12 protein-coding genes are annotated in these 15,763 nt (G+C 70.4%); 5 read left to right on the forward strand and 7 right to left on the reverse strand.

Annotated features, from left to right (window positions below; all coding sequences use genetic code 11):
• Window positions 1-40: 40 nt before the first annotated feature.
• A complete protein-coding gene (locus ACFHWT_RS13805) occupies window positions 41-2,137 on the forward strand; it encodes a tetratricopeptide repeat protein (RefSeq protein WP_416595002.1) in 2,097 nt (698 codons plus the stop codon).
• On the opposite strand, the gene ACFHWT_RS13810 is transcribed toward ACFHWT_RS13805, so the two are convergent.
• Complete coding sequence (locus ACFHWT_RS13810; protein ID WP_416595003.1) at window positions 2,066-2,482, reverse strand: hypothetical protein; 417 nt, start codon at window positions 2,480-2,482, stop codon at window positions 2,066-2,068. The two genes, ACFHWT_RS13805 and ACFHWT_RS13810, sit on opposite strands and share 72 nt — an antisense overlap.
• Window positions 2,479-3,615: a hypothetical protein gene (locus ACFHWT_RS13815; protein WP_416595004.1), complete on the reverse strand. Its 1,137-nt coding sequence runs from the start codon at window positions 3,613-3,615 to the stop codon at window positions 2,479-2,481. Before ACFHWT_RS13815 ends, ACFHWT_RS13810 begins: the two co-directional genes overlap by 4 nt.
• A 322-nt stretch (window positions 3,616-3,937) precedes the next feature.
• Between ACFHWT_RS13815 and ACFHWT_RS13820 the strand changes: the two genes are divergently transcribed.
• The 3 genes from ACFHWT_RS13820 (at window position 3,938) to ACFHWT_RS13830 (ending at window position 8,293) form a co-directional block, all read left to right on the forward strand.
• A complete protein-coding gene (locus ACFHWT_RS13820; RefSeq protein ID WP_416595005.1) occupies window positions 3,938-6,874 on the forward strand; it encodes an AfsR/SARP family transcriptional regulator in 2,937 nt (978 codons plus the stop codon).
• Between the two features lie 175 nt (window positions 6,875-7,049).
• On the forward strand, window positions 7,050-7,676 hold the full coding sequence (locus ACFHWT_RS13825; RefSeq protein WP_416595006.1) for a CHRD domain-containing protein: 627 nt from the start codon (window positions 7,050-7,052) through the stop codon (window positions 7,674-7,676).
• Entirely contained in the window at window positions 7,661-8,293 is a 633-nt protein-coding gene (locus ACFHWT_RS13830) for a copper resistance CopC family protein (protein WP_416595007.1), read from the forward strand. Before ACFHWT_RS13825 ends, ACFHWT_RS13830 begins: the two co-directional genes overlap by 16 nt.
• Before the next feature lie 58 nt (window positions 8,294-8,351).
• Here ACFHWT_RS13830 and ACFHWT_RS13835 read toward each other — a convergent pair whose 3' ends face one another.
• The 3 genes from ACFHWT_RS13835 to ACFHWT_RS13845 all read right to left on the reverse strand — a co-directional run bounded on the left by ACFHWT_RS13835 (window position 8,352) and on the right by ACFHWT_RS13845 (window position 12,996).
• Window positions 8,352-9,392 (reverse strand): T3SS (YopN, CesT) and YbjN peptide-binding chaperone 1, encoded by a 1,041-nt coding sequence (locus ACFHWT_RS13835; protein WP_416595008.1) that lies wholly within the window; start codon window positions 9,390-9,392, stop codon window positions 8,352-8,354.
• Window positions 9,379-9,768 carry a hypothetical protein gene (locus tag ACFHWT_RS13840; RefSeq protein WP_282230977.1) on the reverse strand — a complete coding sequence of 130 codons (390 nt, stop codon included), beginning with the start codon at window positions 9,766-9,768 and terminating at the stop codon, window positions 9,379-9,381. The genes ACFHWT_RS13835 and ACFHWT_RS13840 overlap by 14 nt, the downstream gene beginning before the upstream one ends.
• Before the next feature lie 231 nt (window positions 9,769-9,999).
• Window positions 10,000-12,996: a hypothetical protein gene (locus ACFHWT_RS13845; protein WP_416595009.1), complete on the reverse strand. Its 2,997-nt coding sequence runs from the start codon at window positions 12,994-12,996 to the stop codon at window positions 10,000-10,002.
• Between the two features lie 427 nt (window positions 12,997-13,423).
• On the opposite strand from ACFHWT_RS13845, the gene ACFHWT_RS13850 reads away from it, so the two are divergent.
• Entirely contained in the window at window positions 13,424-14,575 is a 1,152-nt protein-coding gene (locus ACFHWT_RS13850) for an AbfB domain-containing protein (RefSeq protein ID WP_416595010.1), read from the forward strand.
• On the opposite strand, the gene ACFHWT_RS13855 is transcribed toward ACFHWT_RS13850, so the two are convergent.
• Both ACFHWT_RS13855 and ACFHWT_RS13860 read right to left on the reverse strand, forming a co-directional pair.
• Window positions 14,553-15,533: a hypothetical protein gene (locus ACFHWT_RS13855; RefSeq protein WP_416595011.1), complete on the reverse strand. Its 981-nt coding sequence runs from the start codon at window positions 15,531-15,533 to the stop codon at window positions 14,553-14,555. The two genes, ACFHWT_RS13850 and ACFHWT_RS13855, sit on opposite strands and share 23 nt — an antisense overlap.
• Window positions 15,530-15,751, reverse strand: a complete 222-nt coding sequence (locus tag ACFHWT_RS13860) for a hypothetical protein (protein WP_416595012.1) — start codon at window positions 15,749-15,751, stop codon at window positions 15,530-15,532. Before ACFHWT_RS13860 ends, ACFHWT_RS13855 begins: the two co-directional genes overlap by 4 nt.
• Window positions 15,752-15,763 lie beyond the last annotated feature (12 nt).

Below are 15,763 nucleotides of genomic sequence, written 5' to 3' on the forward strand. Positions count from 1 at the left end.
AATGATCATTGTGTCGGCGCGGTTTTGATCTTGGAGTGCCGTGAGTGAACCGAACAGCATGTCGGGGACGGTTTCCGGTGCCGTGGTGCAGGCCGGCACGGTGCACGGCGGGATCAACATCCACTCGCCGCCGCATGTCACGGCAATTCCATGGCAACTGCCGCCGTCGATCGGCCAGCTCAGTGGCCGTGCCGCCGAGTTGGGTGGCCTGAGTCGGCTGTTGGATACCGAGCGTGCCAACCCGCTCGTGCTCTGCGGCCCCGGCGGCGTGGGCAAGACCACACTCGCGATCGGTTGGGCCAGCCAGCTACGAGAGCGCTTCCCCGACGGTCAGCTCTACGCCGCGCTGCAGGGATTCAGCGGCGAACAGCCCACCGACCCGTCCACGATCCTGTCCGGGTTCCTGCGTGGGCTGGGGCTGCCCGCCGATCAGGTGCCGGTCAGTCTTGCCGAGCAGACAGCGGCGTACCGGTCGATGACCGCCGGACGCCGGATGATCGTGCTGCTCGACGACGCCTTCTCGGCAGCCCAGGTGCGACCGCTGCTCGGCACGCCGCCGGTGGTCACCCTCGTCACCAGCCGTCGTCGCCTGGTGAGCCTGGTCCGTGACGGAGGCCGGCTGCTCGACGTAGCACCGATGACCCTGGACGCGTCAGTCGAGCTGCTTACCCAGGTCCTCGGCGACGACCGGGCCGCGCGGGAGCCGCAGCACACCGCCGACCTCGCTGCCATCTGCGGGGGACTGCCGATCGCGCTGTGCGTCGTTGCCAGCCGGCTCGCCATGCGCCCCAGGATGTCCATCCGTTCCATGCTGGATGCTCTTGCCGACGGGCCGACCAGACTCGCGACCTTGACCGTTGCCGAGCCAGGATCCGCGATGTCGGTCTTCGACGCGTCCTACCGCAGCCTGAGCCCGGTCGCGGCCGCCGTCTACCGCCGGCTCTCACTGCACCCCGGCCCCGACTTCGGCAGCGACGTAGTCACCGCCCTGCCACTGGACGACATCTGGGACCACCCGGACGCCGACGCGGCGATCAGTGACCTGATCGAAGCGCACCTGCTGGAGGAGCCGGTCGAGGACCGATTCCGTCTCCACGATCTCCTGCGGCTCGACGCCCGCCGCCGGTGCCACGCCGACGACACCGAGTACGACCGGCAGCGGACGACCCACGCGATGCTGGAGTTCTACCTCGCCGCCGCGCACCGGGCCGATCTGGCCGTCACGCCGTACCGTCGGCGGCTCGACCACCAGTACCTCCGTGGACCCGGTATCCGGATCCCGGAGTTCACCGACCGCACCGCGGCCCTCGGCTGGCTCGACCGTGAGCTGACCAACCTCGTCGCCGCCGGCCGTGCCGCACTCGACCAGGGTCACGATGAGCTGGCCTGGCGGCTGTCCGACGTGTTGTGGCCAGTATTTCTGTACCACAAGCATTACCAGCAACGACTGGAGGTGGACTCCCGAGGAGTCGAGGCGGCTCGCCGATGGGGGGACCGCTGGGCCGAGGCCGACATGCTGAAGAGACTGAGTCGGGTCAGCACCAAGTTCGGCCGGCACGACGAGGCCATTCGACACATCCACCTGGCGGTCGAGCGCTACCGCGAGGTCGGCGACGCCCGGGGTGTGCTCGACGCCGAGGACGGGCTGGCGACGCTGCACCGCGACGCCGGTCGGCTCGACCTCGCCGAGCAGACGCTGGTGCGCGTCCTCGCCGGCTACCGCGAACTCGGCGACGCCCGGACCATCGGGCTGACCTGTCTGAACCTCGGCTCGCTGCGGCTGCGGTCGGGTGACCCTGACCAGGCCCTGCCGTTGCTCGCCGAGGCGCGCACGATCTTCGACTCCTTGTCCACCGTGGATCCGTACAACCAGGTACGGGTGCTGACCGCGCTGGCCGCCGCGCAGGTGCGCAGCGGCGATCTGGCGGCAGCGGAGCAGTCGGCGACCGAGGCGGGCCGGCGGATGGGCGACCTCGGCTCGGATCACGAGCGCGCCGAGGCACTCGACGTGCTCGGCCTGGTCGCCCACCGCCGGGGCGACCAGGACACGGCACAGCGGCACTGGTCAACGGCCGCCGAGATCTTCGCCGGACTGGGGCTGGTCGAGCGCGCCCGCCAGGTCGGCCGCGCCAAGTGACCACCGCCCGTACAGCTGGCGGGCCAGCGCGGTGAGCCGCCACGGCCGGCCACCTGGCGAGAGCAGGTAGGTCCGGCCAGGTCCGTCGGCCGCATCGCGCACGGCGACGGTGACCACCCGACCGCTCCCGGCCGTGACGACCAGTGCAATCGCGGCGCCAGGATGCTGGGTCAGCAGCCGCGTCGCCCGGCAGTGCGGGCACCCGGCGGTACGGTCGATCAGCACGTCGGCGAAGACCGGGCTGACCGCTGGCACATTCAGGTCACGGCGGGTCGATGGATACAGGACCGCTATCACGGGGGACTCGCTGGCGGTCGGCCCGATCCCGGTGCCGGTGGTGGTCACGCGGCGGCCCGCCGCTGCGGTGCCGGTCCAGGAGCCGGTACTGGCACCGGCACCGCAGCGGTGCCCAGGTGCCGGTCGGGCTCGGGTAAGCCCATCAGCTCGTACATCCTGCTGCGCAGCACACCCGTCGAGCTCCCGGGCCGGGAGGTCAACGCGGCCGTGACCGCCGCATGGTCGATGACCGGTGCCTGCGCCAGCTGTGTCGCCAGGGGCAAGTCGACCACCAACCGGCCGGCGGTGCTGATCACGACGTGCTGCGGCGAGCCGGGTGTCGGCACCGGCGTCGGCGCTGGCCCGAGCAGCACAGGGCGACCGAGCGCGGCCGCGTACGCGGTCACCGAGCCGTGGTCGCCGACGACGTGATCGGCGGCCACGACCAGCGCCCGCCAGTCGTCGGTGGGCTCGGGCAGGATCAGCCCGGCCTGCCGGCAGCCGCGCAGCCAGGCGCGGACCTGGCGGACGCCGTGCGCGCCCCAGACCGCCGGGTGCAACAGCGCGGCGACCCGGAAGCGTTCGGCGGGCAACTGGTCCATTACGGACGTCAACAGGGCTGGCACCCGGCCGAACAGGCCGGCGCGCCCCCAGGTGGAGCTCACCACGACCAGCTGCTGGTGGTCCCCGACGCGTAGCGCCTGACGGTACCGGTCCCGCAGCGGCAGGCTGGCGACGAGCCGGTCGTAGCAGGGATCGCCGATGACCAGTGCGGCCGGCACCGCCTCCGGGCACTGACAACGCAGGATGGTGAGCTCGTCCTCGTGGCACAGGGCCACCACGGCGGCGATGCCGCGGCCGTCACGGCTCAGCCGTTGGGCGTCGAGTCCATACACCGGCAGTTCCCGGGCCAGCGCACCGCCGTTGGCCGGCGGGTGGACCGGCTTACCGTGGCCGGCCCCGTGCGCCAGCACTACCAGCGGTGCGTGGATCTGGTGCAGGCCGCCGTAGGCGGCGGCCAGCGCCAGGTCGAACCGGTGGTTGACCGCCTGCTCCCAGGGCAGCAGCAGGGCGCCGAGCTTGCTCAGGTAGTCGGCCACCCCTTGGTTGAACACGTCCGGGGCGACGGTGAACACGACCTGGATTCGCGGGTCGTCCTCGATGCACTCGACGACGTCGAGGACCCGTTGGGCACTGACCACAGTGTGCGCGGCGCAGAGTACCGTCCGGCATACCGGGCGACTGACCCATCTGCCAGCGTCGATGCGCAAAGCAACCGGTGGTGATTCGTCGACCGCCATGATGTTCCTCCCTCGTGACTTCATGGGCACATGGGAGTAGCGTCAGTCATCCGGTTGCCGGGCGGTTGCGGCTTGACTTGCAGGTAGCCTTGCGCCTTCCTTGCACAATGGTGGGCAGCGGTTTGTCGGATTTTGGACTCTGGGTAGTTCGCCTTGGTAGCCGGCGTGGCCACGTCAAGAATGGAACTGATCGTCAGCGCCGCCCTACAGGAAGGCTTGACGGGTGTTCGTCATACTCGGCCCGACATCGGTGCAGGTCAACGACGATGAGCTGCCGCTCGGGTCCGGTCGGCATCGCGCTCTGCTCGCACTGCTACTCTTCCACGCCGGCGAGAAACTCTCGATCGACCGCATCGTCGAGCATCTTTGGCCGGGAAATTCCGTCGGCTCGCGCCAGCGCAACTTGCACGAGGTCGTCAGCCGGGCCCGAGCGGTGCTGCGTGACATCGGCGGGGACACCACCCTGCTCCGCCTCGGGGCCGCGTACCGGCTGGTGACGACCACCCGCCAGGTCGACTACCACTACTTCCGCGAGCTGGTGTTGTCCGCTCGGCGGATCCTTGCGGATGACCCCGACCGGGCCGCCGACACGGTGTCCCTGGCGCTGCAACTGTGGCGCGACGAACCACTCGCCGAGCTCCACTCGGCCGAGGCTGAGCTGATGCGTAACCGCATGCGCGAGAGTCACCTGGAGGCGCGGCGAATCCTGGTGGACGCCCACCTGACAACGAATCGACCAGAACTCGCACTACACACCCTGGAATTGATCATTGATGAACATCCGTACGACTGTGGCCTTGCGTCCGCCAAAGTCCGGGCGATGCTGGAGCTCGGCCGCCGCGACGATGCCGACGCCTTCGCGAGAAAGTTCAACAGCGAATACCGCAGAACGATGGGATCGCTACCGGACCTCGACCTCCTGTCGCTGATCCGACGAGATCAACAAGGGCCGGCCAGCCTGGAGAACGCCGCGATGGACTCGAGGTTCGGACCGTCCAGCACGCCAACGTCCATACCCCACTCCCCGCCGCAGCAGATCCGGCCCCGAGCGGCTCGACTAATCGGACGGGACGCGTCACTCGCGGCACTGGACAATCTCGTTGAAAGGCTGTCGCTGCGGGCGATTCTCCTCACCGGAATGCCCGGAGTCGGCAAGACCACCCTTGCCGCCCACTGGGGTCACCTGCACGCCAACCGGTACCCGGACGGACAGCTCTACCTAGACCTCCAAGGACACGGCCCCGGCGAGCCGATGAGACCCGGCGACGCCCTCGGTCGCCTGCTCGGCACGCTGGGCGTGCCACCGAGCTCCATCCCGGCCGATGTCGACCACCGCCACGAACGCTACAACCAGATCCTGCACGGCAAACGAGCGCTGATCATCCTGGACAACGTCCGGGACAGTGGCCAGGTCCGGCCCCTGCTGACCAACTCGGCAACCTGCGTCACCCTGTTCATCAGCCGCAACCGCACCCACGGACTGTTCCACTTCGACAGCACCCGGCAAGTCTCCGTCGAGCCACTCGACGCCGACCAAAGTGCACAGTTACTGGCCCATCTCGCCCTCCCCGACGGCCACGTCGGCGACCCCGAACACGGGGAGCCCGAGGGCTTGCATGCCCTCGCGAAACTCTCCGGCGGCCTGCCACTGGCCCTGAGCATAATCGGCGCGTACGTCAACGATCGGCCTGGGATCGACCTCACCGACCTGGCCGGCAACCTTGCCACCGACCTACTCGACCGCGACGTCGACGACAGCCGCGACATCACCCTACGCAGTATCTTCGCCTGGTCTTACCAGGCACTCGATCCGATCGACGCCCGCCTGTTCCGCTCCTTCGGGCTGTTTCCCGGCAGCACGATCAGCACCGGCGCAGCCGCCGCCCTGCTCGGCGAGAACGCCCGCCGCAGCCTGGACAAACTTATCCGCGCGAACCTGATGAAAGGCGAGCCGGCCGGCTATCACAGCGTGCACGACCTGCTGCGGCGCTACGCCATCGACCTCGCCGCCACCGACCTCGCCGCCGACGAGCGGCGCAATGCCCTGCGTCGGCTGTTCGGCTGGTACCTGCACACCGCTGCCGCTGCCGCAATGATCCTCGATCCACACGAGGACCCGGTGCCCGATCTGCCGACCACACCACATGTCCAGCCCGAGCACCTCAGCACTGCCGACGCCGCGCTGGCCTGGTTCGACGCCGAGCGCCCCAACCTCCTGGCGGTGGTCCGCGCCGCCCATACCGCGGGAATGCATCGCTACGCCTGGCAGATCGCCGCCAACGTGCACCAGAGCCTGAGCCGTCGCGGCCGGCTCGACGAAGTCCTCGACCTGCTGCGCTGCGCGGTCACCGCCGCTATCGCGGACGGACACGACCACGGCCACGTCGGCACCATGTTTAACATCGCCGCCACCCACTTCGCCATGCACGACTATCGACGCTCCGCCGAGGTGTGCACCACCGCACTGCGTCTCGCCCGGGAGAAAAATCTCCCTGGCTACGAACTCGTCGGGCTGCACAACCTCGGATCGGCATACCTCAGGGCCGGCGAGCCGGCCCGCGCGGTCGCACTACTTCGTGAGGTCCTCGGTGCCGTCACCGAAGCCGGCTTCCTGCCTGGTCAGGCGGCCACCCTGATCTCTCTCGGCAACGCCTACCGCGACCTGCGTCAGCATGACAACGCCGCCAACTGCTACCACGACGCACTTGCCTTGTTCGATCGGATCAACGAACCACGCGGCCAGGGCCGGGCACAGATCCGCCTCGCCGAGCTCCGGCTCGCGCTCGGCGACCCCGGACAGGCACTCGGCCACTGCACCGCGGCCCTGCAACTGTACGAACAGGCCCGCGACGACGCCCAGCACAGCGACGCGTTGGCCACCGCCGCCGAAGCGCACCGACTGCTGGGCCGCTACCGCGACGCTCAGCATCTCGCCACCCGGGCGCTGCAGCTCAGCGACACCATCGGCGACCTGCACCGGCGCGCGCGGGCGCTCGCCGTACTCGCCGACAGTCTCGCCGCCACCGGCGACCGGGCGGGCGCCCGCGCCCGGTGCGAGGAGGCGCTCACCATCACCGCCGACCTGACCGACCCGCAGGCCCGCACCGTCCATCAACGGCTGCACGCCACCGCCGCCGCACTGACCCGGCCCCCGCGTTGACCCGACCCCGCGCCCCCGCCGATCCGGGTGTCCCGCCACGGGATCTCGCGGGAACTTCCGCGCCAGCATGTCCGACTCAATTATCGGAAGACCTCGAACGGCAAGACATGTGCCGGCTGCCGGGTGGACCCCGCGGCCGGCCTACCCTCGCATCCGAACAGGGAGAACACGACACGTGAACATCAACGGATCGGACCGCTGGCGTACCGCTGTCGCGGTGGTCGGCTTCGCGGCGGTCGGCGTCCTCGCCGGCTGCGGCGACGACTCGTCCGGCACCACCGACGCCGCCGACGCGACCCCGGAACCGTCGGCGTCGGCCTCCGCGATGTCCGACAACATGGACTCCGATGGCATGGACGGGATGGACGGCATGGACGGGATGATGAACGACCCGTCCGCCACCCCGGCCGACCAGATCGACGGCGCGGTGGAGGCTACGTTCGCCCTGCTCGACACCCGGCCACCGGGCACCGACAACGCCGCCGGGACCGCCTGGCTGGCGCAGACCGACGACGGTACGACAGTCACCGTCACCATGACCGGGCTGGAGCCCGGCGCGCAGTACATGGGCCACCTGCACGCCCAGGAGTGCGCCGCCGACAACGGCGGACCGCACTTCAAGTTCGACGAGAGCGGCCCGGAGACCCCGCCCAACGAGGTCCACCTCGGCTTCACCGCCGCCGACGACGGCACCGGCACCGCGACCGTCACCAACGAGCAGCAGGTCGGCGACGCCGCCAAGTCGGTGGTCATCCACCCGATGGAAGCCATGGACAACCGGCTGGCATGCGCCGACTTCTGACCCACGCCACGGTCCTGGCCTGCGCGGGGGTGGCGGCGGTCGCGTTCGCCGCTCCCGCGTGGGCGCACACCGAGCTGGTCTCCGCCGCCCCCGGGCCGGGTGACGAGGTCGCCCCCGGTGTGGAGACCATCGCGTTGACGTTCGGCCCGCTGTCCGGCACCGGCGACCGGCGGATCACCGTCACCGGCCCCGACGATGCCGCCGTCGCGGTGGGGGAGGCGGTCGTGGTCAACGCGAAGACCCTGTGCGCCACCGTCGACCCGCTGACCACCGGCGTGCACGCGCTCACCTACCAGGCGACGTCGGCCGACGGGCACGAGATCACCGGCACGTTCTACTTTGAGGTCGTCGACGGCGGCAGCGACGGCGCCGACCCGACCGACTGCGCCCGCGCGGTGCTGCCGGCACCGGGCACCGCGACGGAACCGGAACCAGCCGGCTCCGTCGACGGTGCCGACACCGACGGCGGTACGGCCGACACATCCGCCGCCGGGTCGGACGACCGAGGCAGTGGGCCGCTGCTGGCCGGGGTCGCCGCCGCCAGCGGGGGACTGCTCGTGCTGCTGCTCGCCGGCTGGCTGCTCCGTCGGCGGGCCCGGCAACGCCCAGCCAGCTGACCGGCGACACCACCGGATGGCAGACAGCCCGGCCGGCTCGACATCGAGCCGGCCGGGCTCAGCCCGTGCGGTCGCGCAGCAGCGCCACCGCCTCGTCGGCGCGACCCTGCCGGGCCAGCAGGGTCACCAACAGACCCACCCCGTGCCAGTCGTCGGCGCCCACCCCGGCCTGCAGCAACGCAATCGCCTCGTCGACGTCGCCCCGCCCGGCAAGCACCGTCGCCAACTCGGTACGCGCCGACGGCTCGCCCTTGTCCGCCGCCAGCCGCCAGAAGTGCTCCGCTTCGGCCTGCTCACCCTGCGCATACAGCAGGGTCGCCAGCCGCGATGCCGCATGCCAGTCGCCGCTGGCCGCCAGGGTCCGCAGCTGGTCCAAATGCCCCCGGTCGGCGAGCAGATCGACCAGAATGCGCCCGGCCGGCGACTCACCGGCCGCCGCCAGGTCCCGCAGGTATCCGGTCGGGTCGGGCAACGCCTCCATGCCCGGCGACTCCGGTCCGGCCGCCCGGCTGCCACCGAACTCCCGCTGCAGCTGGTCGTCGAGGTCGTCGGCGAGGCGGAGCATCGCCCGGATCGCCAGCAGCAGCTGGGTGGGCTGGAAGTCGACACCGAACACCGGGATCGACGCCCACACCGTGTCGCCAGTGCAGTAGATCCGGCCGACCGGCATCGTCACGGTCAGCTCGGTCAACCGCCGCAGCAGCGCCTCGGACGGCTGCACCCCGGTCAGCAGCGGCGAGAAGACCTCCACCAGCGGGGGGTCCTCCTGCGCGCGTACCAGGATCATCGCCGAACCGGCGCGGATGCCGATGTCACCGTCGGAGTCCAGCTGCAACTGGTCCACGGTGGTCCTCAGCAGCTCCGCGACGACCAGCTTGACCTGGCCGGTCAGCTTGTCCCCGGCGGACACCGCGCCGGCCGCAGCCCCGGTGACGGCACCGTCGGCGGGCGGGTCGACCGGCTGCCCGACCACCGGCCGGGCGGCGAGCGCCGCCGCCAGCCGGGTCCGCGCCGGCAGCGGCACCGACGTGGTGGTCTCGGCCGGACGGGCGGCCAGCGCCGCGACCAGCCGGGACAGGAAACCGTCACGGGCATTCATCGCCAGGCTCCCGTACAGGTGAATCCAGGTCGGCGGCGGGGCGGTGCGTGATCGACGGCGGCGGCGTGCCCCGGTCCACCACCCGGACCTGGTCGAACATCCGCGCGATGAACAGCGGCGCGGCGACGCCGAAGACGAACGTCGCGAACGCGGTGGTGGCCACCCCACCGGCCGCCGCTGCGGCGGCCAGCCCGGTGCCCGCGACGGCCCGCAACGTGACGGCGAAGATGATGATGGGCTGGTCCGCCCGGGTACGCCACGGCCACTGCCAACGCCCCTTCGACTCGGTGGTCGGGCGCATCATGGCGTAGAGATTGAGCGCTTCGGCGACCACGCTGCCGACCAGTCCCCACGTCGCTGCGATCCACAGAGGCACGTCCCCACTCTACTGATCGTGGTCGCCCGTTCACGTGCGGGGACCGACCTGATCGACCTCGCTACCGTGAGTCGACCGGTCACTCTCGCAACGGTAACCGAGCCGGGCAACGAACCCGGCGAACATCGATCCGGCCGCCGATGTACATGCGGTGCTGCCGGCACCGGACGCCGCGGCGGCCGAGCCAGCTGGCCCGGCCGCCCCGTTACCGCTGTCTGCGCACGGCGTCGGTCAGTCGTCGGCGTCGCTGGTGCTCTTCGGACCCTGGTTCAGCAGTCCGCCGAGAGCGCTGACGCTGTCGGCGACCTGACCGGCGGGCACGGCCTTCGAGATGGCTTCGACGGCGATCTGCGCCATCTTCTGCATGTGCTCGGTTGCCGTCTTCATCGCGTCGCTGGCGCGTTGGGCGGCGGCCTGGTCGTTGCCGCCCGCCAACTCCAGGCCCTTGCTGAGAAGTTGGCTGATCTCGGACATCCCGCTCATGTCGCGGAACAGGTTGGCGGATGAAATGGTCCGCAGCGTCGCGTCCATTCCGGTGGGGGCGGGCAACGCCGGCACCACCTGGAGCTTGGCCTCGCTCGGGGCCAGGGCCGCCACCTTCACGTCGACGTCCCGCGTCCGACCGCCGGTGGCGACGGGGGCGATGTCGGTGGGCAGGATCGGGATCGGCGAGTCCTTCCAGTTCCAGAACCGGGTGAGGTCGATCTTCTCGGCGGAGTTGGACCGGCCCAGGACCGCCTCGGCGAAGACGCCGTTGGTGGCGATGCCGACGACACTCGTCACCTCGGGGCCGAGACTGCTGGGGTGTGGCCGGTTGGCCGCCCGGCGGGCGCTGACCCAGTCCAGGCGCTCCTCCTCGGTGGCGAAGTTCCACCGGAAACCGAGGTAGTTGCCGGTCACCGCGACCGGTTTCGGATCGAGCCGCACCCCGAGCGGCACCGTGTCGGCCTTGCCTCCCGGCGGGGTGTACGTGTAGTTGGCCAGGATGCGGCTGAGCGTCAACTCGTCGGCGTTGGCCCAGACCGCCTGGCTGTAGTGCCGGCGGTTGTCGTTGAGGTGGTCGAGGACGTCCTGCGACACCATTCCGCCGCGTACGTGGAACCCGAGCGCCGTGAGGTAGGTGCGGGTGGCGCCGGCCGCCTCCGACGGCTGGGTGACCAGCGTCGACCCGTGCAGGCCGCACAGGATGGCACCGCCGGTGTCCTCGGTGTAGTCCGCCGGGGTGGTCGAGCCGACCGCCGATCCGAAGTCGACCACACCGGACTGCATGGTCAGCCGCATCCCGGTGAGGCAGCCGCTGCCGCCCGCGCTGTCGGTCCAGTAGCTCACCGACAGCAGCTTGTCGCCGGCGGCGAAGGTGTGGGTCTTGTCGGCGCTTCCGGAGCCACGCGTGTCGCCGCAGCGGAAGGTCTGGCCGGGCGTGCTGAGTGAGACGGCCTGAATGCCGGCGCTGTCCCACCAGACATCGATCCTGGTGGCCGAGCCCGCCTCGGCTTTGGGCTGGTCGCCGACGGTGTACCGGATGCCGCGGTGGGTGTGCAGCAGGCTTACCGGTAACCGGTCGAGCGGGGCTCCGTTGGCCGTCTGCGGCGTCGTCCAGGCCGAGGTGCCCGGCTTGACCACGAGCAGCGTGGTGTCCTCCGTGACGCCCCAGATCGCACCGTCCGGTGCCGCGACCATCCGGGCCAACCTGCTGGTGGCTGGTGTGCGATCCTGCCAGCCTCGATGGCCGGGTTCATCGGTCAGTTCGTACGTCTTGCCGTCCGGCCCGAGGCACCAGAGCTTGTTCGCACCGAGGACCACAAGGTCGCGCATACCGTACGCCTTGAACTGGTCGGTCAGCGTGCCAGGCCCGGAAAGCCGATAGGTGGTGTCATCGATGCCCAGCATGTACGCGCTGTCGTCCGGCCCACAGGCGATGCGGTGTGCCGAGGAAAAGGGCTGGTGGACCTTCCAGGTTGTTCCGTCGAACACCACGGAATAGTCGTTCTCCACCTGTATCGCCCAGACCACGCTCCTGCCCGGCGCGATTGCCTTCAACCGGCCACTGGCCAGTCCGGTGGTCGGCATTGCGTCCCACTTCTTGGTGCCTGGGTTGTACCGGACCGGTGCGCTGTCGGACTTGCGTACGCCGTAGACGCCCATGCTCGACTCGGCTATGTCGATCAACTCCACGCCCTGGGTGGCCGGGGTGGTCGGTGCCTTGGCGGCCGGGCAGCCGTCGAGTTTGCGGACCGCGGCGCTGAACGGGTTCGCGCCGCGGATCTTCTTGGCCCATTCCTCGGGTGCCGCTGCGGCCAGCGCGTCCGAGTACCGCTTCAGGATGCTCTGCGTGAAGTGCAGCTCCTTGAGGGGGATGAACAGACACCGTTCCAGCTTGGTCGGCTTGGTGGTCACCTGGTAGATCTGGACGACTTCGTAGTACTGCACCGACATCGCGTGCATGTGGTTGTAGTTGGTGACCACCCGGGTGAGGACCTGCTCCTTCTCCGACTGTGAGGTCTCCCGTACCACGGTCATGTTCCGGCTGCGTGCTGCGGTCGCCAGCTGCTGGGTCCGCGCGTCGATCCGCTGGGCGGCCTCGGCGGCGATCTCCCGCTGCCCGGTCGAGCGGGCCACCGACGTGGCGACCCCCTTGTTCGTCGAGTGGCTCAGCGAGGCACCGATGCCGGCGCCGAAGAACGCGATGCCCGCGTTGATTCCCGCGCTCGTCGACGAGCTGGACTGGGACATGCTGGACGATCCGTGCTGTTCCTCCATGGCGATGCTGCTGGCCAGCTCACTGATCGACCGGTTCTGGTCGGTCGCGCTGGTCAGTACGTCGCTTTCGGTCGTCTTCTCCGTGCCGGTCCCGACTGTGCGGCGCTCCCAGTCGATGACCGCGACCTTCGTGCTCTCGCCGGGTGCCAGCGCGAGGCTGTGCAGGAGCCGGCCGAGTGTCACGCCCTTCACGGACCACGACTGCTCGGTGGTGACGATCATGCCTTGTGCCGGGCGATCGTAGAGCGGGAGATTCTCCTCCCCGAGGTCGATCGCGCCGGCCAACTCCGGGTACTGTTTCGCGCCCGGAATGTCGGTCAGTACGACGGTCTGGTACTGCACGATCTCCACCGGATGGTCGCCGCTGGCGGGCAACAGGTCCTTCGGGGTCGGCCCATCGAGTGTGGTCGGTGAAACCGTGGAGGTGGTGCTGGTCGGGGTCGCCGATCCGTTGGTGCCGGGACTCATCGAGTTCCTCTCCATGTGGGGTTGGTGACAGTGGACTCACCAGATTTCGATGGTTCAGGCACCTCGAAAAGCTGTCAAGCAAACAATTGTGAGAAATGGTTTTCTGGCAGATCCGTGACAGTGTGGACTTCGTATTCCTTGAAAAACTGCACCGTCGGGGTCAATGCCTACATTCAGTCATATCGAGTGAGGTTTCCGGGAGGGTCTGAGCGGCCGTCGACGGCGGGAAGCTCGACCGGTCGCGACCGTGTGTCATAAGCCGACTACCAAGAGTGGCAACTGTGGTGGTTGGGGTCTGGTGCCTTGTCGAAGTGACACAACTCGGTGGCTCCGGGTACTGGCGCACCATGCGGGCGAAATGAGAATGTATGCGCCGCGACGCAGTGACAGGGCCAGGACGGGCTGTGAGCCGGAGGTGGGATGACCGATGTCCGACGAGGACACCCAGCAGGATCCGCCGCGCGTCGGGCGCTGGCTCGCGTCGCCCGAGGGCCAGCCGACGTCCGGCGGCGAGCTGCCCCGCCGGGCCGGCTCCGCCCCGCGTTGGCCACGGCCACCGGCGGACAGTCCACTCACTCTGGCCACCGCCCGGCTCGGCCAGGTCAGCTGGTCGGCGTCCTCGACGATCGACGGCGAAGTCACCGACGGCACATCGGCCGCCGGCGCAGGCCCTGCCGCCGACCGCCCGGCCCCGGGCGGCAGGGCATCGGGCGGCAGGGCGCCCGGCACCCACGCCCTACCCGCCGCACCGGTCAGCCACGCCGACCGCTCGACGGGACCGCCGCGCCGTACCGCCATCGGCGCCGTTGCGGTCCTCACCGCCGCTGTCATCGCCGCGACCGTGGCCACCAACCGGGGTGCCCAGCAGGAGCCGATCCGGGGCGAGTTCGTCGCCGGAGCCCCGAGCGCCAGTACGTCCGCCGCACCGCCGACCGAGGAGCCGAGCGGCGGGCCGACCGGCGGGCCGACCAGTGAGCCGAGTGAAGAGCCGACCGACCGGGCTGAGCAGGTTCGCCCGATCGGCGACGGCGTACACACCACCACGCCCGACGCCGCCGCACCCGGCGGCGGATCGACCTCGGCCGCGCCGGCACCGCCGCCGGCCACCGACCCGAAGCCGGACCCGAAACCGACCGCCCCCGCGCACCTCACCCTGACCGTCGGCAGCACGTACGGGCTGGAGCCGGTCAACCTGCCCGGCCGCCGGGTGCGGCACCGCGACTTCGAGGGCCGCGTCGACGTCGTCGACCAGCGCAGCAGGGCCGACGCCGCGTTCGTGGTCCGCCGCGGCCTGGCCAAGTCGAGCTGCATCTCCCTGGAGTCGGTCAACTTCCCCGGCTACTACCTGCGCCACCAGGACTTCCGCTTCTTCCTGCACCGGATCGACGGCAGCGCCCTGTTCCGGGCCGACGCCACGTTCTGCCCGGTCGCCGGACTGACCGGGCAGCACACCTCACTGCGCTCCTACAACTACCCGGACCGCTACCTGCACCACGACGGCAGGTACCTGAAACTCGCCGAGATCGGCAGAGGCGCCAACGCGTCCTACGCGACCTTCATCGTCCGTACCCCGCTGTAGGCGGAATCGGCCGGGTGCCGGGGTCGCGGCGCATCGACCACAGCGGCGGCCCGCCGGGGGAGAGGTGCCGAGGGCCGGGCGTCCGCCAACCCCGCACCGCCAGCAGGTCACGGGCGTACTCCTCATCGGTGACGGTGTGCCCGACCAGCCCGGCGGCGTCCAACGTGCGCTGATGGTGGTCGAGCAGGGTCGCGCCGATGCGGCGGCGACGCAGCCACGGCGCCGCCGCCAGATACACCAGCTCGTGGCCGACCACCGGCTCCGGCGCGGACCCGTCGGCCGGCCCGTCGGCCGGCCCGGTCGACCCCACCGGCGACCGCGCCGACAGGCCGGCCGACGGCCCGACCGGCAGCCGCAACGCCGCCGCCCGGTGCTCGTCACGCACCGCCCGCAGGTGCGCGACCCGCCGCCGGTAGATGCCGGCCGCACCGAGCACCTCCCGCTCGTGGTCGGTCACCGTCGTCAACCGCATCGGGTACGGCTGCCAAACGGCCACCCCTTCGCGGTTGCCGGCGACATGCACGACGCCGTGCCTCAGCCCGTGCGTCAACTCGACGTCGAACAGCCGCAGGAACGTGGTGTACCGGTTGGACACGTCGGTGATCAGCCAGCCGGCCACCGGATTGGTCACGAACGCCTCAGCGAGCAGCGCCGACAACTCGGCGATGTCGGTCACGTCGGCGTCCCGGACGGTCATCTCGGATTCCATCGTGGTCTCTCCAGTGGGTTCGGAACGGGTGGCGGCCCGCGCCCAGCCGAGGAACCGGGCGTACGCCGCCGCCGGGGTCAGCCCCGGCAGGTCGAGGGCTGCCTCCGCGGACCGTTCGGCCACGTACATGCACAGGCCGATCCGGTCGTACGCGGCGACAAGTTGCGCCTTCGCCGGCTGACACGGCCACGGTGCCCGGCACACCCGGCACCGCCACGACGGCCGCGCCGCCACATGCTCGACGGTCACCGGCCGGCGGCCCGGGGCGCCGACCGCGCCCGGGGCGACCAGCGCCGCCCGGTCGTCGGCCGGATGTCGAAGGTGACGAACTGCCGGGAGCCGCAGTCGGGGCAGCGCAGCGTCTGCCCGCAGGCCGGGCACCAGCGCCGCCGCAGCCGGCACAGCAGCAGACCCGGCGGAATGCCGAGCACAAAGCCGGCGGCAATGAACGCGAAGGCGGTGGACATTTCATTTCCTCC

Origin of the sequence: Micromonospora sp. LOL_021 (assembly GCF_048060215.1) — a bacterium.
Taxonomy (GTDB): Bacteria; Actinomycetota; Actinomycetes; order Mycobacteriales; family Micromonosporaceae; genus Micromonospora_E.

Coding starts and splice junctions, on each gene's coding strand:
- ACFHWT_RS13830 (WP_416595007.1), top strand. CDS start 7,661: ATGCGCCGACTTCTGACCCACGCCACGGTCCTGGCCTGCGCGGGGGTG.
- ACFHWT_RS13835 (WP_416595008.1), bottom strand. CDS start 9,392: ATGAATGCCCGTGACGGTTTCCTGTCCCGGCTGGTCGCGGCGCTGGCC.
- ACFHWT_RS13845 (WP_416595009.1), bottom strand. CDS start 12,996: ATGAGTCCCGGCACCAACGGATCGGCGACCCCGACCAGCACCACCTCC.
- ACFHWT_RS13850 (WP_416595010.1), top strand. CDS start 13,424: ATGTCCGACGAGGACACCCAGCAGGATCCGCCGCGCGTCGGGCGCTGG.
- ACFHWT_RS13860 (WP_416595012.1), bottom strand. CDS start 15,751: ATGTCCACCGCCTTCGCGTTCATTGCCGCCGGCTTTGTGCTCGGCATT.